An 18,116-nucleotide genomic window follows, 5' to 3' on the forward strand; every position below is an offset into this window, starting at 1 on the left:
AACCTATATATTTTAGACCATCCAGCCGCTATTGGCAAGGCTTCTATCTCTCCCTGTCCCGCCAGTTGACCCAGACGTATTTCAGCCGGGCCATGCCGAGGAGGATAAACACCGACCCGGCAATGACGCCGACGGTGACGTTAATGATGCGGCCAAAATCGGTGCCGATGGCCACGAGGACGATCCCGGTGATAAAGGTGGACAAACCGAGGAATAATTGGGCAAGCATGAATACCTCCGACGGTTAATAAGTTATCATGCTAATATTCTGCCTCGATTACCCTGATTCCTTGCGCCGTCAGGGCTGCCCGCGCGGCCAGCATCTGTTCGCGCCGGGCAGCGGGTACGCCGGCCAGGGGATAGCGGCGGCCAAGGCCTTCCCATTTGGCCCGGCCAAGAGTGTGGTAGGGTAATAGTTCCACGGAAACGGGCCGCGGCAGGCCATGCAGCAGATCGGCCAACGCCGCAAAATCCGCCGCCGTGTCGGTTAAACCGGGAATGACGACATACCGCACCGTCACCGGTGCGCAACCGACTGCCGTCCGCAGGTTTTCGCCAATCGGTCCGGGCGATCTCCCGGTAAGCCAGACATGCTTGTCGGCAAGCGCCGCTTTAATGCTAAACAGCACGGCGTCAGTATAGGGAAGCACCATCGCCATTTTTTCCGGTGAAGCAAAGCCGGCCGTGTCCAAAGTGGTATGAATGCCCTGCCGGCGGCAGGCGCGAAACAGAGCGGCCACAAACTCGGCCTGTAGCAGCGGCTCGCCGCCGCTCACCGTCACCCCGCCGCCGGAAAACCGGTAAAACGCCTCATACCGGGCCAGGTCGGACAGCACCGCGTCAAGGGTGACCGGCCGGCCGGTCGGCTGCCACGTGTCGGGGTTGTGACAGAATTTACAGCGCAAGGCGCAGCCGGCGAGAAACAGGACATAGCGAATGCCCTGTCCGTCGACGGTACCGCAGGGTTCACAGGAGTGGCAAAGGCCGAGCGGCATAAATCTCTCCTTACAGCCTTTCATAGAAGGTGCGCTCCAGCACTTCGCGTTGCTGCCGGGGCGACAGTTTCGTAAAGTGAACGGCATACCCCGAGACGCGGATGGTGAGATGGGGATAATGTTCAGGATGAGCTATGGCATCCTCCAGGACACGGCGGTCCAAGACATTGACATTAATATGATGTCCTCCCTGCGCGGCATAGGCGTCGAGGATGCCCACCAGGTTGTCCCGCCGTGCCGCCGCCGTTTTGCCTAAAGCGGGTGGCAAGACGGAGAAAGTGTACGAAATACCGTCCTGGCAGTCGTCGTATGACAGTTTGGTAATCGACCGGAGGGCGGCCAGCGCTCCGCGGCGGTCGCGCCCATGCATGGGGTTGGCGCCAGGAGCAAAGGGCTCGCCGGCTTTGCGGCCGTCGGGCGTGGTTCCCGTTTTTTGGCCGTAAACCACATTAGAGGTAATGGTGAGTATGGACAGAGTATGCTGAGCCCCCCGATAGGCGGCATGTTCCTTCAGTCTGGCGCTAAATTCGGCGCACACCTCGGCGGCGATGGCGTCTACCCGGTCGTCGTCATTGCCGAAATAGGGGAAGTCGCCGTCAGCGACGAAGTCCACAGCCAGACCCCGCTCGTCGCGCAGCGCTTTTACTTTGCCGTAGCGGATGGCGCTCAAGCCGTCGGCCACCACCGACAAGCCGGCCGCGCCGAAGGCCATCAGCCGCCCGACTTCCGTATCATGGAGCGCCATCTGCGCGCTCTCGTAGGCGTATTTGTCGTGCATATAGTGGATAAGGTTCATGGTATTGACATACAGACCGGCCAGCCAGGCGAGGACGCGGGAAAAGTTTTGCCGCACCTCGTCGTAATCGAGATATTCGCCCTGCGGCAGCGGCAAGGCCGGTCCCACCTGTTCGCCGGTTACTTCATCGCGGCCGCCGTTGATGGCGTAAAGCAGCGCCTTGGCCAGATTAGCCCGGGCGCCGAAGAACTGCATCTGCTTACCCACTTTCATGGCCGAGACGCAACAGGCGATGGCATAATCGTCGCCATAGACCGGGCGCATCACGTCGTCGTTTTCATACTGAATGGCGCTCGTGTCCAGCGATACCTGGGTACAAAACCGCTTAAAGCCGTCGGGCAGCTGTGTTGACCACAGCACCGTCAGGTTGGGCTCAGGCGCCGGTCCCAGATTATACAGTGTTTGCAGGATGCGGAAAGAAGTGCGGGTGACCAGCGTCCGGCCATCCAGGCCCATGCCGCCGATGGCCTCCGTTACCCACAGCGGGTCGCCGGCAAACAGCTCGTTATATTCAGGAGTGCGCAGCTGCCGGGCTAGCCGCAGTTTAATCACCAACTGGTCAATCAGCTCCTGCGCCTCCTCTTCGCTGATGCGGCCGGCAGCCAGGTCCCGTTCCAGGTAAATGTCAAGAAACGTCGACACGCGTCCCAGGGACATGGCGGCGCCGTTTTGCTCCTTAATGGCGGCCAGGTAGCCGAAATACAGCCACTGCACCGCTTCGCCGGCGTCGGCCGCCGGGCGGGTAATGTCAAAACCGTAGGCGGCGGCCATTTTGGCCATATCCTCTAAGGCGGCGATTTGCATGGCGACCTCCTCGCGGAGCCGGATAACTTCTTCCGTCATCGGCATTGCCGCCAGTCGGCCAAGGTCGGCCTGTTTGGCCGCGATCAGGCGGTCCGTGCCGTACAGGGCTACCCGACGGTAGTCGCCGATGATGCGGCCCCGTCCATAGGCGTCAGGCAGACCCGTGATAATGCCTACCCTTCTCGCCTGTTTCATTTCTTCGGTATAAGCGCGAAAAACGGCGGTATTGTGGGTTACGCGGTGCTCGTGATAAATAGCCGATATGGCCGGATTAAGGCGGTAGCCATAGGCCTCGCAGGCCTGCTCGGCCATGCGGATGCCACCGCTGACAATGACGCCGCGCTTAAGCGGCGCATCGGTCTGCAGACCAACGATTTTCTCAAGGTCGCGGTCGATATATCCCGGCGCATGCGCCGTGATAGTGGAAACCTTTTCGGTATCGACGGCGAGCACGCCGCCGGCGGCGCGCTCAGCGGCCAGTAGGCGGCAGCATTTGTCCCACAGCTTGGCCGTCCGCGCCGTAGGGCCAGTAAGAAAGGCACCGTCCCCTGTATAGGGAGTATAGTTGTGCTGAATAAAGTCGCGGACATCGATTGTCTCTGTCCACCGTCCGGGGCGAAACCCCTGCCATGCATTCATAACCATAACTCTCTTCTCCTCCTGCCAAAAACTCGTGTCTACCCTGAAAATCAATAGCTTTAAAACGATAAATATCGGTTTTCATAGTCCCGCTCGGCTTCACTTTCCCAGTACCACTTAACCCCAAAAAATAAATACCGCCTGGGCTAATTTTTGCCCAGGCGGTCGGCTTTCACCAGATACAGTCCACGTGGTTGCTTCCACTAATCCGCCAGTCCTGTATCCTGTCTATCAGGTTGTTATGTTTCAATTATAAACCGGCCCGCATCCACCGTCAACACGCAAGAATTTTCGTAATGTTTTACAGCAGGTTTTCCATTTCTTTAACATATTTCTTGATATTTGCCACCGACGCAGCAAGCTGCTCCTGTTCCGCCGCCGACAGTTTAAGCGGCAAAACCGGACCGGCGCCGTGGCGACCGACAACGGTCGGCAGGCTTAACGCCACCCCGTGCTGCTCATTATAGGTGCAGACCGGCAGCACTGCCCGGCTGTCGCGGACGATGGCCTCGAGAACGGCGCAGGCCGCCGTAGCCGGGGCAAAAACGGTGCCGCCCTTAAGGGCAATAACCTCACTGGAGGCTCGCACAACATCTTCGATAATGGCGGCCAGTTTGGCCTGGTCGTAAGCCGGTAGAGCGGTAAGGGCCACGCCGCGCACCGAAACCTGGGATGTGAGGCAGACCATCGTCTCGCCATGTTCGCCCACCACATAAGCGTCAACGTCCCGGGCGTCGGCGTCGAACGCAGCCGCCAGGTAGGAGCGGTAGCGGGCGGTATCCAAAACAGTGCCCATGCCGATAACGCGGCCAACCGGCAGGCCGGATACCTGATAGGCCAATTGGGTCATAACATCAAGCGGATTGGTTACCATGAAAATAATACAGTTAGGGCTGTAGTGCACGGCTTGGCGCACCAGATCGGCAATGAGGGCGGCGTTGCGGGACAGGAGCAGCACCCGCGGCTCATCGGCTTTACGGGGAATGCCGGCGGTAATGACGACAATGTCCGCGCCGGCCGTGTCCGCCATCTCCCCATGGCGAATCCGCGCCGGGGGCGCAAAGGACAGGCACTGGAGCATGTCGAGGGCTTCGCCGCGGGCTTTGTCCCGGGCGGCGTCCACCATCACGATTTCGTGCGCCAGCCCTTTCAGCATGGCCGTATAGCCAATTGCCGCACCCACTTTACCACTGCCGACAATCGCTATCTTCATGAAGTCCACCCCTTTTCACCATCGCTAGATTTAGTTCCTTTACCACCTTTTAGTGCAAATTTCATGCCAATTTTTCAACCACTAACGCGATTGTTGCCGCGCCGCCAAGTCCGGGGCAAAGTCCGACGAAGCAGCGCGGTCCGGGTGGACAACAGTAAAACAGCACCGTTTCATTGTGAAACAGTGCTGTTCATTTTGAACTATCGCTCTCTATGCCCATTTCTCGCAGTTTGCGCCATAAAGTCGACCGACCAATGCCGAGCAGCCGAGCGGCCTGTTGTTTATTGCCGTTGGCGCGGGCCAGGGCGTCCCGGATAGCGACCGCCTCAGCCGCCTTCATTCCCGGCGCGGCCGGGCGGTCGGCAGGGGACAGGCGGCGCTCAAGACATTGCCGCACCTCGGCGGCGGTAATTACCGGTCCTGCCGCCAGCGCCATCAGCCGGCCAACGACATTGTGCAGTTCCCGAATGTTGCCCGGCCAGTCATAGGCGGCAAGCAGCGCCAGCCCTTCATCGTCCATTCCCCGGACGTTACGGCGGTATTTCTGGTTAAACTCGTCGATGAATTTGCGGACGAAGAGCGGAATATCCTGCTTGCGGGCTCTGAGTGGCGGCACTTCCAGCGTAAGCACATCGAGCCGGTAATATAAATCCTCGCGGAAGCGTCCGGCAGCGACCATCGCCCGCAGATCGCGGTTGGTAGCGGCAATCACCCGGATATCGACGGGGATAACGCGGTCATCGCCGATACGGTATATTTCATGCTCCTGTAGCACCCGCAGCAGCCTGGCCTGCAGCTCTTCCGCCATTTCGCCGATTTCGTCCAAAAAAATTGTGCCGCCGTGGGCTTGTTCGAACAGACCGACCTTGCCGCCTTTTTTCGCGCCCGTAAAGGCCCCCTCGGCATAGCCGAAGAGCTCGCTTTCCAGCACCGTCGCCGGAATGGCCGCGCAGTTTACCGCCACGAACGGGCCGTACCGGCGCGGACTGGCCGCATGAATGGCATGGGCGAAGTATTCTTTGCCCACTCCGGTTTCCCCCTGAATGAGGACGGTGGCATCCACTTCGGCAAAGCGGCGGGCCTCGTCAATGACCGTGCGCATTGCCGGCGCGGCCGTTTCCTCCAGTTCCAAAAAGGTATGGCGCGCCAGGCGGCCCCGCCGGGCCAGCTCCTGCCGCGTCCGCCGTTCAATGTCCTGAAACTGGCGTAGTTCCTGCAGTGTGGCCACCGCTCCCGCCGTTTCGTCGCCTACGGTAATTGGTAAATAGTTGATCACCACTTCGCGCCCGTCCTCCAGCCGTTCTATCGAACCGGTGAGCCGCTCGCCGAGGCGACCATACCGGCGCAGTTTGGTCAGGAAAGGATGGTTATCGGGAGCGCCGTGCGCCGGCGTGAGCAGACGACGAGCTTCCCGGTTAAGCGCTGTTACCGCGCCGGCGTTGTCCACGGCGATAATGCCATAGTCTACCGAATTAATAATCGTCTCAATCCGGCGGGCATTAGCCTCTTCCATGCGCTGGATGGTGAGCATCTGCCGGGATAGCTCCAGGGCGTGACGGATGCCCTCCGGCCCGGATCGCAGCAGGATGCCGCGCAGGCCATGGGCTTCGGCTTCGTCGACCACCGCCTGGTTGCCGATAATACAGGCCGCTCCCGCCCGAACCGCCTGGTCGACACCGGCCCGGTAGCGCCGGTAGTCGTCAATGGCAATCTTCCGGGCTTTGTCCTGCACGCCAAGAATTTCTTCAATGGCCGCCAGCCCGGTCAGCACTTCCTGCCGGTCGACGATGGCCACCGGCCCGCCGGCCGCCTGCGCTTCTAGCAAAGCCCGCAAAAGATCGAAGCCGGTAAACTTTACTTCCACCAGCGGCACCTGGGGCAGGGCAGCGGCAATCATGCCGCAAGTTACGCCGCGGCTAATCAGCACCCTTGCCCCTTCGGCCACGGCCTGCCGGGCGGCGGCCACCCCGGCGGCCAGCCGGGCCTGGACGACGCTTACGGCGTTATCGCCGGCGGCCAGCTGGCGGGTAAGACTGGCCCAGTCGGCATGGGTTGCGATTACGACGATGTCGGGCATGAACTTTCTCCGCCTGCCGCCGGCTGGATAATCGCTTTTACGGCTTTTTCAAATTTAGGCCGGGGCAGCATGACCTGTCGGCCGCAGCCCAGGCACTTAATGCGAAAGTCGATGCCGGTCCGCAGGACTTCCCAACGGTCTGAGCCGCACGGATGCGTTTTTTTCATTTTTACAATATCGCCAACCTGATAACGGACAATCATCGTTTTCCCCCCTGCTCGGTCAGGTCACGGATGGCAGACGTCGCCGGCGGCGGCACCTGGGCGGCGGCAAACAGCTCCTTGATGCGCTGCCGGAGCGCCGCTTCCACTTTCGTTTGTTCGAGCGGTACGGTTTTCGCCACCAGGCGGATAACAAGATCATAGGTGCGCAGATCAACCACCCCTACCACTTTGGGCCCCTCAATGACTTCCGCCAGTTCCTTGGCGACCTCGTCGCAGGCCTGATTGAGCAGCGCCATTACCTGGGCAAGGTCGGCCTCATATGATACCGGCACATTAACAACTGCTTGCATCGTACCCCGCGTGTGGTTGCTTACCCGGGAAATTTGGCCATTGGGAATAATGTGCAACACGCCGTTGCCATCCCGCAGTTTCGTTACCCGAAAACCCATTTCTTCCACCGTGCCGGCGATATCGCCGGTAACGATATAATCGCCGATGGCGTACTGGTCTTCGAGAATGATAAAAAATCCGGTCATAAAGTCCCGAATCAGGCTTTGCGCGCCCACGCCAAGGGCCAAGCCCACGATACCGGCGCCGGCAATCAGCGAGGTGGTGTCAATGCTGAATTCCTGCAGCACCATGACGCTGGCGATAAAATAAAGGCTGTAGCGGGCAATACTCTGGGCCAGGCCGCTTAGCGTACGCGCCCGCTTTTCATTCATGTTAAGCGATTTAAACCCCGCCTGGGCCAGAAAAAACCTTTCAATGACGACGCGGGCAAAGCGCACGGTCAGGCTGACAGTAAGAATAATAGCCGCAATCCGCACAACTTTGCCGCCAAATTGTAACCAAAACGCAGATGACAAAAAATCGCTCACTGGCTACCTCCTGGTACCGGTGATTGGTATTCTTGCAAAAGCTCATACACCCTCCGGCCGGCGTCCCGGCTGAAGAGCCGTGACCACCGCACCTTGGCGGTCGCCAGCGCCGCCAGCACGGCCGCTTCATCGGCGGCGGCAAACAGCAGGCACTGACCGCAGCTCAGCGACACCTCCCGCGGGGTTGGCGCCGCCGCGACCGCGATGCCGGCCGCGGCGAGAACCTTTTCCGCCCGGAGGGCATGGTGGACGGAAACAAAGGTGATCAACCGGTCGTATTCGTGAAACGTAGATATTCACCGCCTATAAGGTAATAGCTTGATGCGACGTGATTTCGTCTACAATCGCAAACATATTGGTGACTTCACCGACAGCCAGTTTCTCCTTTAGCCCGAAGTAGTCGAGACAAGTGCCGCAGGCCCGCACGGCTACCCCTTTCGCGGCCAGTGTCCGCAAATGGTCTAAAACCGGCGAACCTTCGACGGCAAGCCGGACGGCGCCATTCATAAGGAGCACCGCCCGCGGCAGCGGCTCTTTCTCCGTAAGGGTAAACAGAAAGGACTTCATTAGTACCTCCCCCAGCTCGCTGCTGCCATGGCCCAGCCCGGCGCCGGTCAACAGATAGACCGGGCCGCCGGCCGTGGCAGCCGCCATGGCCGGGGCCGCTCCGGCGGTCTGAGCTTCTTGCCCTTTGGTAATCGTAAGATAATAATGGCCGTCTTTTTCCTCGACCCGGACACCGTAGCCGTTCGCCGTAGCGAATTTAACCACGTTCTCCTTGGCGACGGCATTATCGACAATGGTGGTAACAATCCCCTGATCGATACTGTCAAGCGCCTTTTTGGTGGCAATTACCGGTTGGGGACAAGCCAACCCCCGCGCATCCACGTTAATCGACATAAATTTCGCCATTCCCTTCCTTAGTTACTTCACCGATGATGGCCGCAGCAGCCAAACCGCGCCCGTGCAGCTCAGCCAACAGCTCACGGGCGCATACCGCCGGCAGGCTGAAGAGCAGGCCGCCTGAGGTCTGCGGGTCAAAGCAGAGGTCGCGAATATTTTCCGGCACGGCACCGACAAAGGTTACCGTTTTAAGATAATCGCGGTTAGCATAGGCCCCGGCCGGCACAAAGCCCATCGCCGCCGCGGCCGCCGCCTCAGGCAAGAGCGGCAGGGCAGCGCTATGGACCGTGACCTGCACCCGGCTGGCGCTGGCCAGTTCAAAAAGGTGGCCGAGCAGGCCGAAGCCGGTGATATCCGTGCAGGCGTTTACCGGATAACCTTCCGCCGCTTCCGCGGCGTAGCGGTTGAGAGCGGCCATGCTTTCCGCCGCCGCCCGTACCCCTTCGGCAAACATGTCGGCCTTGGCCGCCGTAGCGAGCACCCCTGTCCCCAGCGGTTTGGTAAGAATTAACAGATCCCCTGCTTTCGCGCCGGCATTGGTCAATATCCGGTCAGGATGAGCAATGCCGGTAACGCTGAGGCCGTATTTGGGTTCGGCGTCATTGACGGTGTGTCCGCCGACGATGACGGCGCCGGCCTCACTCACCTTGTCCTGTCCGCCTTGCAAAATGGCAAGTAGCACTTCCGGCGGCAACGAACAGGTGGGAAACGCGACAATGTTCATCGCCGTGAGCGGCCGGCCGCCCATGGCATACACATCGCTCAGGGCGTTGGCGGCGGCAATTTGGCCGAAGGTATACGGATCGTCCACGATGGGTGTGAAAAAATCAACGGTTTGAATAAGGGCAATCTCATCGTTTAATTTATAAACGCCGGCGTCGTCAGCCGTATCATGCCCCACGAGCAGACGCGGATCAGCCGGCGGTGTCAGTTGGCGCAGAACCTGCGCCAGGGCTCCCGGCCCGATTTTGGCCGCTCAGCCGCCGCTTTTGGTATAGTGGGTCAGCATAATACGGTCGGCTTTTGCCATAAGCAATCATCCTTTCGTCGCAATGAAAACCAATAAGTAAGTGGCCCAAAGAGGTAATCATGCCAATAAATCGGCACCACAATCGATGGAAAGCAATGCCAGCGAACCACTTTCTATTTCCGATTGCCACTTTCCAGGGTAGATATATAAATATATCTATGCTCTCTTATATATTTAGTTTATACGTTGCCAGGGAAAATCCTTTTCGCTACGTTTTGCCAACCCGCCACGACGCGCATATAATGGTACAGCATTATACGGCAAGCGAGGCGAAAATGATGAGCGGAGCCAGCCAAACACCGTCGTCAATCATCGATTTAATTTTGGCGGACGTTAATGCTATTGTTCCCAATTTTAATTCACTTGTCAGCTCCTACCGGCTGCTGGTCGGCGCCGCCGAAGAAATCCGCCGCACGCCGGGCGTCTGCCCCGATGTTTTCGAACGGGCCGTCCGGCGCTATGACAATACCGGCACACTGATTGACATTCTAATTGAACTGTTATGCTGTAAAATTGCCTTTAGCGCCCAGTTCCTTACCGTCTCGTGCGCGCCGGTCGATCTCTTCCGCCTACTCGCCAGCCGCGACCCCGCCACCGATACGCCCCATTGCACGGCGGAACAAGTTGTCATCATGGAAGCGGTACGGCGGGTCTTGCTGCAATATTGCCATGATGGGCCCTGCCTGCCCTACAACCCGGTCGTTTGTCCTACCCCCGCGGCGAAACCGCCGGCGCCGAAGCCGCCGAAGACAGCGCCGCCAAAAAACAGTGATATTGCCGAGGTGGTATTCAGGGAAGAAGCAGCGCCGCCAAACAGTGATATTGCCGAGGTGGTATTCACGGAAGAAATTGCCGGTGGCACCGTCAAGGAGCAGCAATTCCCGTCGCCGCGCGAGCCGGCGCCAACGGCAAAAGCCGCTCCCGCTAGTGCCGGGCCTGAGCCCGAGCCGGCGAAAAGCCGCCTGCGTCCCCGCCATTTACTTAACTGGCAGCTTAGCACCAAGCCGAAAAGGTAACGCCGCTTCATCAAAACTGCTGCGGGAAGGAGTGAACCGATGGCCCTCCCAGCCGACGTCCACGATATCGTAGAAGTGTTTTTAATCCAAAACCTGGCGGCGCTTGGTTCGCCCACCGTCGCCCTCATTTTCCCGGCTGACCCGCTTTTGATCCAAACTGTGGTTATTAACAGTTTTGACCGTCTCACCCTCCCGTCCGATTACCAGGAGATTTTGGACATCATCGTCCTGTACCGCCTATGAGGGTTAGCCCTAACTTAGCCAATTAACCGGACAAACGCTCAGTAATATGCTATCATAAAAACAAGGATCTAAAACGGCTAAATACATAAGAAGCGGGTGAAAATATGGAAGAGCTGCTAAAACAGCTGGTGGAAGGACAAAAACAAATTTTTGGCCGCCTTGAGCACATCGAGTCTGCCATTGCCGGCGTCAGGGAAGAACTGAAAGCCGACATCGCCGGTGTCAGGGAAGAATTAAAAGCCGACATCGCTGACGTCAGGAAAGAACTGAAAGCCGACATTGCCGCCGTCAAAGCCGAATTAAAAGAAGACATTGCTACCCTTGATGCCAAGGTGGAAGATTATGCTGCTGAACAGCAAAAGGACATCAAATATCTCCTGGAACTTATTTATGCCCGCATGGCGACCAAAGAAAGCGTCGACCAGATTGCGGCCTGTCAGGCCGAACATACCCGGATCCTTAATTTATTATCCGCCCGTTCTATTAAACACGAAGCCGAAATTGAGCATTTGAAGCTGGCAAAATAACAATACTCTAACCACAGTATCTCAAAAAGTCCCCCTGGGTAGACCTGGCGGTTAACGCCAAGCTACACAGGGGGTTTTTGCGGTGGTAAGATAGGCTTGCTTACAGTTTTCCCCGCCGCGCTCAGGCGCCAAAGTCTTCGTGGCAGCCGCACGGCTCCAGGTGAATGACAACATCACACGGTCCAAGGGCGCTAGCAATGGCCGCCTCAATTTCATCGCAAACTGCGTGGGCTTTGTCCAGCTGCATGTCTTTGTGCAAAATCAGGTGAACGTCAATATGGCGCATACAGCCCGAACGGCGGGTCCGCAGGCGGTGATAGGCAATGACGCCGGGGTGACTGGCCAGTATATTGCCAATAAGTTCTTCCTCCTCCGGCGGGAGACTAACGTCGGTCAGCTCATTTAAACTCTTTTTCGTCATAGTGTAGCCTGCCTTTAGCACAATCACGGCGACAACAATGGCGATGGCCGGGTCTAGCCAATTAACACCGGTTAAATTTATAACCGCCAGGCCCACGAGCACGCCGGCCGACGTCCAGATATCGGCCTTGAGGTGGATGGCGTCAGCTTCCAGCGCCTGGGACCCGGTCGCCCGTGCCACCTTCATTAGCCGCTCCGCTACGGCATAGTTGACGCCGATCGAAACCAGCATGACGGCGATACCATATTCCAGATAGGCCGGCGCGTGGCCGCTGGCCAGCTTTTCCACCGCCTCATACATAATCCAGATTGCGGCCAGAACAATAAGAAAGGCCTCGGCCGCCGCCGACAGGTTTTCGAACTTACCATGACCGTAGGCATGCTGCGCATCAGGCGGCTGGCTCGACTTGCGGACGGCGTAATAGGCAATAAGGGCGGCTAAGAGGTCAACCCCCGAATGGGCGGCCTCAGAGATAATGCTGACCGCGCCGCTATAGAAGCCCACAATTAGTTTTAGCAGCACCAAAAGCGTATTAGAAATCACCGACAACCTCGCCGTGCGCTGTTTAAGCGCTTCTGCATTTTCCATGTCATTCCCTCCAAAACAAAAAGACCTGCCCCCTTAAGGTGCAGGTCCCGCAGAGCCTTTCTGCTGCAAACGCCCGGCTGCACTGCCTTACGGCAGCCGCCTGTTCCTGTTGTATTATATTAACATGGTGGAGGAAATGTGTAAAGGCGGAAAGCGTCCGCAATAATCAACCAATTTGCGCCACATGGGCTACCGTAAAGCCTATCTTGGCTAAACGGGCCGTAAGCTCGGTCACGTCACGCACGTCGGCGCGGATGACCAGTTCGGCCTTGTCGTCGCCGTTTTTATAGCAGGCCAGGCTGCTAATATTAATACCCAGTTCTTTGAACACTTCCGTAATGTCATGGATTACTCCAACAGTGTCGGTTACGTTGATGGTCAGGCGCACTTTTCCTTCCGGCAGCCCCATAACATCAACAAAGGTCTTAAAAATATCGGTTTCGGTGATGATGCCCACCACCGCGCCGGCCGCATTGACCACTACCAGGCCACCGATTTTATTGTTATACATCAGCAGGGCTGCTTCTTCAATCGTGGCATCGTCGCGGATAGTAATAACATTGGTGCGCATTACCTCTTTCACCTGCATTTTGGCGAGCAGGTAGTTGAGTTCAAAGATGGAAAGCGTTGTCGCCGGCGAGGGCGAGACTTCCCGCAGGTCGCGGTCGGTGACGATACCTACCAGCCGGCCTTTATCCACTACCGGCAACCGGCGGAACTTGTGGCTCCGCATGATTTCGAAGGCGTCGGCCACTGTCGCCGTAGGGCTGATGGTCACAGGATTGGGAGTCATCCGTTTGGCCACAAACATACTCTGCACCCTCCTTGTTTATATAACTCAGGCCAGCCACCTGGTCGCGATCAGCCGCCCAGATAGGCCTTACGGACCGCCTCGCTTTGCGCCAGGTCGGCGGCCTTGCCGGCCAGGGTGATGCGGCCGGTTTCAAGCACATAGGCCTGGTGGGCAATGGACAGGGCCATGTGGGCGTTCTGCTCGACCAGCAGGATGGTGGTGCCGCTCGCATTGATTTCCTTAATAATTGAAAATATTTCTTTGACCAAAAGGGGCGCGAGTCCCATGGACGGTTCGTCCAACAAGAGTAGCCGCGGTCGGCTCATCAGGGCGCGCCCCATGGCCAGCATCTGCTGCTCGCCGCCGGACAGAGTGCCGGCAATCTGACTCCGCCGCTCGGCCAGGCGGGGAAAGCGGGCAAACACCTTCTCCAGGTCGGCGGCGACGCCGGCACTGTCCTTACGGGTATAAGCGCCCAATTCCAGATTCTCCAAAACCGTCATATTGGCAAAAATACGGCGGCCTTCCGGCACTTGGGAAATACCCATTTTGACGATATCCTGGGCCGGCAGGCCGGCAATATTTTTGCCTTCAAACAGGATTTGCCCAGTTTTGGGTTTAAGCAAGCCGGAAATAGTCCGCAAGGTGGTGCTTTTGCCGGCGCCGTTGGCGCCGATAAGGGTGACGATTTCCCCTTCTTTTACTTCTACGCTTATGCTCTTCAAGGCATGAATAGCACCATAGTATACGCTAATATTATCAAGTTTGAGCATCAGTGCACCTCCTCGCCGAGGTAGGCCTCGATGACGCGTGGGTTGGTCTTAATTTCCTGCGGTGTGCCATGGGCGATAACGCTGCCGTAATCAAGCACGTAGATGCGCTCGCACACCCCCATAACCAAGCTCATATCGTGTTCAATCAGCAGAATGGTTAAATTAAACTGGTGGCGGATCCAGCGGATCATTTCCATCAGCTGCTGGGTCTCCTGGGGGTTCATGCCGGCTGCCGGCTCGTCAAGCAGCAGCAGTCTGGGCTGGGCGGCCAGCGCCCGGGCGATTTCGAGGCGGCGCTGCTCGCCGTAGGAGAGATTTTTGGCTATTTCATCTTTTTTATCGGCCAGTTGGAAAATTTCAAGAAACCGGAGCGCCTTGGCCTCAATTTCCGCTTCCTCCTGCCAGTAGCGCCCCAGGCGCAGGATGGACTCGACCAGGCCGTAGCGCACATGGAAGTGGTAGGCGATTTTCACATTGTCCAGCACAGTAAGGTCGGCAAACAGGCGGATATTCTGAAAGGTACGGGCAATACCGCGCTGGGTTATCTGAAAGGGGCGCAGGCCCACGACGCTTTTGCCGTCAAATTCGATTTCTCCCTCGGTCGGCTCATAAACGCCGGTGAGCAGGTTAAATACCGTAGTTTTGCCGGCGCCGTTGGGGCCGATAAGTCCAACCAGCTCGCCGGGCTGGATTTCGATATTGACGTTGGAGACGGCACGCAGTCCGCCAAACACTTTGGATAATTTAGTTGCTTTGAGCAGTGCCACGGACGCCACCTCCCCGCAGTTTGCCAAATAGTTTAAGACTAAGCTCTTTATTGCCGAACAGCCCCTGGGGCCGGTACAGCATCAGGGCGATGAGGAGCAGCGAGTAGATAACCATCCGCCACTCGGGATAGCCGGCCAGCGCTGCCGAGACAAAGGTAAGCAGGATGGCGGCGGTAATGGAGCCGGTAAGGCTGCCCAGGCCGCCGAGAACCACCATGGTCAGGATGTCAAAGGATTTCATGAACGTAAACGATGCCGGATGGGCGATATAAAAGTAGTGGGAAAAGAGGGCGCCGGCAACACCGGCAAAGGCGGCGCCGATCGTAAAGGCCAGCACCTTGTACCGCGTCGTGTCAACCCCCATGGCCTCGGCGGCAATTTCGTTCTCGCGAATGGAAATGCAAGCCCGGCCGTGACTGGAGTTGATGAAGTTTTTTATAACGAAAATGGTGAACACCATGGCCCAAAACACCCAGGTAAAACTGGTATAGCGGGGAATGCCCATAAAGCCCGAGGCGCCGCCCACATAGGGGATGTTAAGAATGGTAATCCGGATGATTTCCCCCAGACCTAAGGTGGCAATCGCCAGATAGTCGCCGCTCAGCCTGAGGGTTGGCAGACCAATGACAAATCCGAGCACGCCGGCAGCGACGGCGCCGGCAATAATGGCAAGGATGAATGGAACCTGGAACTTGACGGTCAGCACGGCGCTCAGGTACGCGCCAACGGCCATAAAGCCGGCGTGTCCGATGGAAAACTGACCGGTAAAGCCGTTGATAAGATTAAGGCTGACGGCGAGAATAATGTTGATGCAGATCAGAATAATATTGAGCAACCAGAAGGAGCCGATAATATCAAACTCAATCATGGCCTGCACGGCCGCATAAAGGCCAAGGCACGCCGCGAGGCTGGCGAGATCGGTCTTTCTTTTTGCGTTCATACCCGGTATGGTCATCTCTCTCACCTACACTTTCTCGCGCACATTTTTGCCTAGAAGGCCGGACGGTTTAAAGAGCAGGATGATGATCAGAATGGCAAAAGCCGCGGCATCGCGGAAAGTGGAGGAAATGAAGCCGCTGACCAGCGCTTCGATGATGCCCATAATGATGCCGCCCAGCATCGCCCCGGGAATAATGCCGATACCGCCCAGCACGGCGGCCACGAAAGCTTTGAGGCCGGGCATAATGCCCATCAGCGGGTCAATCGAGTTATAGTACACGCCGACTAACACCCCGGCGGCGGCGGCCAGGCTGGAACCAATGGCAAAAGTCACCGAAATGATGCGGTCCACGTCGATACCCATCAGGCGCGCCGCATCGGTATCGTAAGATACCGCCCGCATGGCCTTGCCCACTTTGGTGCGGTTGACGACATAGGTCAGCACGACCATTAGAATTAACGAAACGGTAAGGATAACGATCTGCTGGTTATTGACCACCAGCCCGCCAAAGTGGTACAGCTCGGCCGGGAAAACGGCCGGGAAAGTCCGCGGCTGTGGCGTCATCAGTAAGATGCCGCCGTACTCTAAGAGCAGCGATATACCGATGGCCGTAATAAGTACGGCGATTTTCGGCGCATGGCGCAGCGGACGGTAGGCGGCCCGCTCGATGATGATGCCGGCCGCGGCAGCAACAGCCATGGCAAAAACCAATGATGGGATAAACGGCCATTTAAATACGGTCGTAGCAAAAAAACCGGCATAAGCGCCCAGCATATAAATATCGCCATGAGCAAAGTTAATCAGGCGGATGATACCATATACCATGGTGTAGCCTAAAGCGATCAAGGCATAAATGCTGCCGAGGGAGATACCGTTAATAAGCTGCTGGCCAAGCTGCTGGGAAAATGAGCTGAATTCCATGCGCTCCCCTCCTCATAAATTCGGTAGTTAAACGTATCCAAGGTACACCCCGCCAATTGTAACATCCGCAAAAGGAAGGTTTTTCACAAGAATGGGGATTAGGCTCCCCTAACCCCCATTGGTTATGTGGTTGTTTTCATTACGGATTGATTTTTTCTTTAAAGATCTGTTTACCGTCTTTGAGCTCGATAATCGCCGCGCTCTTCACCGGGTTATGGTTGGCGTCAAGGGTAATCACGCCAGTAACCAACTGCAAGTTTTTGGTCTGCGCCAACGCATCTTTTATTTTAGCGGGTTCAGCGCTGCCGGCACGCTTAATGGCGTCGACGAGGAGCATGGCGGCGTCATAACCGAGCGCCGCCAAGGCGTCCGGCACTTGGCCGTATTCTTTCTTGTACGCTTCAACGAACTTCACGACGCGCGGGTCTTTGTCTTCCGGCGAGTAATGGTTGCTGAAGTAGGCGTTGTTTAGAGCAGCGGCGCCGGCGATTTCCAGCAGTTTAGGCGAATCCCAGCCGTCCGCGCCTAGAAGCGGTACGGTAATGCCCAGTTCACGGGCCTGTTTCACGATTTTGCCCACTTCTTCATAGTAAGCCGGGATAAAGATAACGTCCGGGTTAGCGGCTTTAATCTTGGTCAGCGTGGCCTTAAAGTCTTGGTCTTTTTGCAGGAACGCTTCTTTGGCCACTATTTTGCCGCCATTCTTGGTAAAGGTCTGCTCGAACACTTCCGTCAGGCCTTTGGAATAGTCCGAGCTGTTGTCAGTGTAGATAGCGGCGGTCTTGGCATTAAGCGACTTGCTGGCGAAGTTGGCCATGACCGAGCCTTGGAAGGGATCAATAAAGCAGGAGCGGAAGACCCATTCGCGCAGTTTGCCGTTTTCCACGGTAACACGCGGGTTGGTGGAAGTAGGTGTAATCAGCGGAATCTTGTTATCCTGGGCGACCTGTACCGCCGCCAGCGTATTGGTACTGGCGACCGCGCCGAGAACCGCGACTACTTTGTCTTGGGTGATTAACTTGGTGATGGCATTTGTGGACTCGGACGGCTCCGACTTATTGTCGGCCGCAATGAAGACAAGTTGTTTACCGAGCACACCGCCGGCGGCGTTCACTTCCTTAAACGCCAGTTTTGCACCGTTGGCCGCGGAGTTGCCGAAGGTCGCTACCCCGCCGGTGAGTTCAAAGTTACCGCCAATCTTTATTTCTTTTGCATCACTGCTGGTCGTAGACGATCCGCCGCAGCCGGCGACAAGCCCGGCAAACATCGTCAGCGCCACCGCCAGCCCCGTAAAGGACAGCCATTTCTTCTTCACGTTTACAATCCCCCTCGTCGTCAGTTATTAGCATTATTTACATCAGTCCGCAATTTTGCGCCCGCCCGGTCTTAGGCCTGCCATCCCCTCCTTTTGCGCCTCTGCCGGTGCTGAACTGCTTACAACTCTCATAAAGGAAAAACCCCGGCAGAAATACTCCTGCTACAGGAGGATTTTCCGCTAGGGTCTTTTCTACCCACGGTGTATGCCTGGTCTTCGGCGCCGGCACTTGTACCGCTCGGACCTGCCCGCCGCTACCGGCGCGGAACCCTAAGGTACACTCCTCGCAGATATTTGTTTCCTGTGCATAATT

At 57.2% G+C, this 18,116-nt stretch carries 20 protein-coding genes and 2 riboswitches; of the genes, 3 read left to right on the forward strand and 17 right to left on the reverse strand.

Annotated features, from left to right (window positions below):
* Window positions 1-43: 43 nt before the first annotated feature.
* The 10 genes from BLQ99_RS07625 to selD form a co-directional block, all read right to left on the reverse strand.
* The gene (locus BLQ99_RS07625) at window positions 44-229 is read right to left on the reverse strand and encodes a hypothetical protein (RefSeq protein WP_093689704.1); all 186 of its coding nucleotides are present in this window, start codon (window positions 227-229) and stop codon (window positions 44-46) included.
* 31 nt (window positions 230-260) lie between these two features.
* Window positions 261-1,019: a pyruvate formate-lyase-activating protein gene (pflA, locus tag BLQ99_RS07630; RefSeq protein ID WP_093689706.1), complete on the reverse strand. Its 759-nt coding sequence runs from the start codon at window positions 1,017-1,019 to the stop codon at window positions 261-263.
* Window positions 1,006-3,240 (reverse strand): formate C-acetyltransferase, encoded by a 2,235-nt coding sequence (pflB, locus tag BLQ99_RS07635; protein ID WP_093689708.1) that lies wholly within the window; start codon window positions 3,238-3,240, stop codon window positions 1,006-1,008. Before pflB ends, pflA begins: the two co-directional genes overlap by 14 nt.
* A 142-nt stretch (window positions 3,241-3,382) precedes the next feature.
* A riboswitch (ZMP/ZTP riboswitch) is annotated at window positions 3,383-3,463 on the reverse strand.
* Window positions 3,464-3,535: 72 nt separating this feature from the next.
* Window positions 3,536-4,447, reverse strand: coding sequence for a malate dehydrogenase (locus tag BLQ99_RS07640; RefSeq protein ID WP_093689710.1), 912 nt, complete (start codon window positions 4,445-4,447; stop codon window positions 3,536-3,538).
* A gap of 190 nt (window positions 4,448-4,637) precedes the next feature.
* The gene (locus BLQ99_RS07645; RefSeq protein ID WP_093689712.1) at window positions 4,638-6,524 is read right to left on the reverse strand and encodes a sigma 54-interacting transcriptional regulator; all 1,887 of its coding nucleotides are present in this window, start codon (window positions 6,522-6,524) and stop codon (window positions 4,638-4,640) included.
* A complete protein-coding gene (locus BLQ99_RS07650) occupies window positions 6,506-6,727 on the reverse strand; it encodes a DUF951 domain-containing protein (RefSeq protein ID WP_093689714.1) in 222 nt (73 codons plus the stop codon). Before BLQ99_RS07650 ends, BLQ99_RS07645 begins: the two co-directional genes overlap by 19 nt.
* A complete protein-coding gene (locus tag BLQ99_RS07655) occupies window positions 6,724-7,566 on the reverse strand; it encodes a mechanosensitive ion channel family protein (protein ID WP_093689716.1) in 843 nt (280 codons plus the stop codon). The genes BLQ99_RS07650 and BLQ99_RS07655 overlap by 4 nt, the downstream gene beginning before the upstream one ends.
* Entirely contained in the window at window positions 7,563-7,835 is a 273-nt protein-coding gene (locus BLQ99_RS07660) for a putative Se/S carrier protein (RefSeq protein ID WP_171904627.1), read from the reverse strand. Before BLQ99_RS07660 ends, BLQ99_RS07655 begins: the two co-directional genes overlap by 4 nt.
* Before the next feature lie 34 nt (window positions 7,836-7,869).
* Entirely contained in the window at window positions 7,870-8,478 is a 609-nt protein-coding gene (gene yedF / locus BLQ99_RS07665) for a sulfurtransferase-like selenium metabolism protein YedF (protein ID WP_093689720.1), read from the reverse strand.
* Window positions 8,456-9,499, reverse strand: a complete 1,044-nt coding sequence (gene selD / locus BLQ99_RS07670; RefSeq protein WP_093689722.1) for a selenide, water dikinase SelD — start codon at window positions 9,497-9,499, stop codon at window positions 8,456-8,458. The genes yedF and selD overlap by 23 nt, the downstream gene beginning before the upstream one ends.
* 242 nt (window positions 9,500-9,741) lie before the next feature.
* Between selD and BLQ99_RS07675 the strand changes: the two genes are divergently transcribed.
* The 3 genes from BLQ99_RS07675 to BLQ99_RS07685 all read left to right on the forward strand — a co-directional run bounded on the left by BLQ99_RS07675 (window position 9,742) and on the right by BLQ99_RS07685 (window position 11,285).
* Complete coding sequence (locus BLQ99_RS07675) at window positions 9,742-10,515, forward strand: hypothetical protein (protein ID WP_143005883.1); 774 nt, start codon at window positions 9,742-9,744, stop codon at window positions 10,513-10,515.
* A 39-nt stretch (window positions 10,516-10,554) separates the two neighbouring features.
* The gene (locus BLQ99_RS07680) at window positions 10,555-10,758 is read left to right on the forward strand and encodes a hypothetical protein (RefSeq protein WP_093689726.1); all 204 of its coding nucleotides are present in this window, start codon (window positions 10,555-10,557) and stop codon (window positions 10,756-10,758) included.
* A 104-nt stretch (window positions 10,759-10,862) separates the two neighbouring features.
* Entirely contained in the window at window positions 10,863-11,285 is a 423-nt protein-coding gene (locus BLQ99_RS07685; RefSeq protein ID WP_093689728.1) for a hypothetical protein, read from the forward strand.
* 121 nt (window positions 11,286-11,406) lie between these two features.
* On the opposite strand, the gene BLQ99_RS07690 is transcribed toward BLQ99_RS07685, so the two are convergent.
* The 7 genes from BLQ99_RS07690 to BLQ99_RS07720 form a co-directional block, all read right to left on the reverse strand.
* Complete coding sequence (locus BLQ99_RS07690) at window positions 11,407-12,294, reverse strand: cation diffusion facilitator family transporter (protein WP_093689730.1); 888 nt, start codon at window positions 12,292-12,294, stop codon at window positions 11,407-11,409.
* A 40-nt stretch (window positions 12,295-12,334) separates the two neighbouring features.
* Window positions 12,335-12,412: riboswitch (NiCo riboswitch) on the reverse strand.
* Between the two features lie 48 nt (window positions 12,413-12,460).
* Entirely contained in the window at window positions 12,461-13,105 is a 645-nt protein-coding gene (locus tag BLQ99_RS07695) for a CBS domain-containing protein (protein ID WP_093689732.1), read from the reverse strand.
* A gap of 50 nt (window positions 13,106-13,155) precedes the next feature.
* Window positions 13,156-13,860 (reverse strand): ABC transporter ATP-binding protein, encoded by a 705-nt coding sequence (locus BLQ99_RS07700; RefSeq protein ID WP_093689734.1) that lies wholly within the window; start codon window positions 13,858-13,860, stop codon window positions 13,156-13,158.
* Window positions 13,860-14,627: an ABC transporter ATP-binding protein gene (locus BLQ99_RS07705; RefSeq protein WP_093689736.1), complete on the reverse strand. Its 768-nt coding sequence runs from the start codon at window positions 14,625-14,627 to the stop codon at window positions 13,860-13,862. The genes BLQ99_RS07700 and BLQ99_RS07705 overlap by 1 nt, the downstream gene beginning before the upstream one ends.
* Window positions 14,605-15,567, reverse strand: coding sequence for a branched-chain amino acid ABC transporter permease (locus BLQ99_RS07710; RefSeq protein ID WP_093689793.1), 963 nt, complete (start codon window positions 15,565-15,567; stop codon window positions 14,605-14,607). The genes BLQ99_RS07705 and BLQ99_RS07710 overlap by 23 nt, the downstream gene beginning before the upstream one ends.
* A 24-nt stretch (window positions 15,568-15,591) precedes the next feature.
* Entirely contained in the window at window positions 15,592-16,488 is an 897-nt protein-coding gene (locus tag BLQ99_RS07715; protein WP_093689738.1) for a branched-chain amino acid ABC transporter permease, read from the reverse strand.
* 139 nt (window positions 16,489-16,627) lie between these two features.
* On the reverse strand, window positions 16,628-17,803 hold the full coding sequence (locus BLQ99_RS07720; protein WP_093689740.1) for an ABC transporter substrate-binding protein: 1,176 nt from the start codon (window positions 17,801-17,803) through the stop codon (window positions 16,628-16,630).
* Window positions 17,804-18,116 lie beyond the last annotated feature (313 nt).

The sequence above is a fragment of the Sporolituus thermophilus DSM 23256 genome, assembly GCF_900102435.1.
In the GTDB taxonomy this organism is placed as follows: Bacteria; Bacillota; Negativicutes; order Sporomusales; family Thermosinaceae; genus Thermosinus; species Thermosinus thermophilus.

Coding starts and splice junctions, on each gene's coding strand:
- BLQ99_RS07625 (WP_093689704.1), bottom strand. CDS start 229: ATGCTTGCCCAATTATTCCTCGGTTTGTCCACCTTTATCACCGGGATC.
- pflA (WP_093689706.1), bottom strand. CDS start 1,019: ATGAAAGGCTGTAAGGAGAGATTTATGCCGCTCGGCCTTTGCCACTCC.
- pflB (WP_093689708.1), bottom strand. CDS start 3,240: ATGGTTATGAATGCATGGCAGGGGTTTCGCCCCGGACGGTGGACAGAG.
- BLQ99_RS07640 (WP_093689710.1), bottom strand. CDS start 4,447: ATGAAGATAGCGATTGTCGGCAGTGGTAAAGTGGGTGCGGCAATTGGC.
- BLQ99_RS07645 (WP_093689712.1), bottom strand. CDS start 6,524: ATGCCCGACATCGTCGTAATCGCAACCCATGCCGACTGGGCCAGTCTT.
- BLQ99_RS07650 (WP_093689714.1), bottom strand. CDS start 6,727: ATGATTGTCCGTTATCAGGTTGGCGATATTGTAAAAATGAAAAAAACG.
- yedF (WP_093689720.1), bottom strand. CDS start 8,478: ATGGCGAAATTTATGTCGATTAACGTGGATGCGCGGGGGTTGGCTTGT.
- BLQ99_RS07675 (WP_143005883.1), top strand. CDS start 9,742: ATGGTACAGCATTATACGGCAAGCGAGGCGAAAATGATGAGCGGAGCC.
- BLQ99_RS07680 (WP_093689726.1), top strand. CDS start 10,555: ATGGCCCTCCCAGCCGACGTCCACGATATCGTAGAAGTGTTTTTAATC.
- BLQ99_RS07685 (WP_093689728.1), top strand. CDS start 10,863: ATGGAAGAGCTGCTAAAACAGCTGGTGGAAGGACAAAAACAAATTTTT.
- BLQ99_RS07690 (WP_093689730.1), bottom strand. CDS start 12,294: ATGGAAAATGCAGAAGCGCTTAAACAGCGCACGGCGAGGTTGTCGGTG.
- BLQ99_RS07695 (WP_093689732.1), bottom strand. CDS start 13,105: ATGTTTGTGGCCAAACGGATGACTCCCAATCCTGTGACCATCAGCCCT.
- BLQ99_RS07700 (WP_093689734.1), bottom strand. CDS start 13,860: ATGCTCAAACTTGATAATATTAGCGTATACTATGGTGCTATTCATGCC.
- BLQ99_RS07710 (WP_093689793.1), bottom strand. CDS start 15,567: ATGAACGCAAAAAGAAAGACCGATCTCGCCAGCCTCGCGGCGTGCCTT.
- BLQ99_RS07715 (WP_093689738.1), bottom strand. CDS start 16,488: ATGGAATTCAGCTCATTTTCCCAGCAGCTTGGCCAGCAGCTTATTAAC.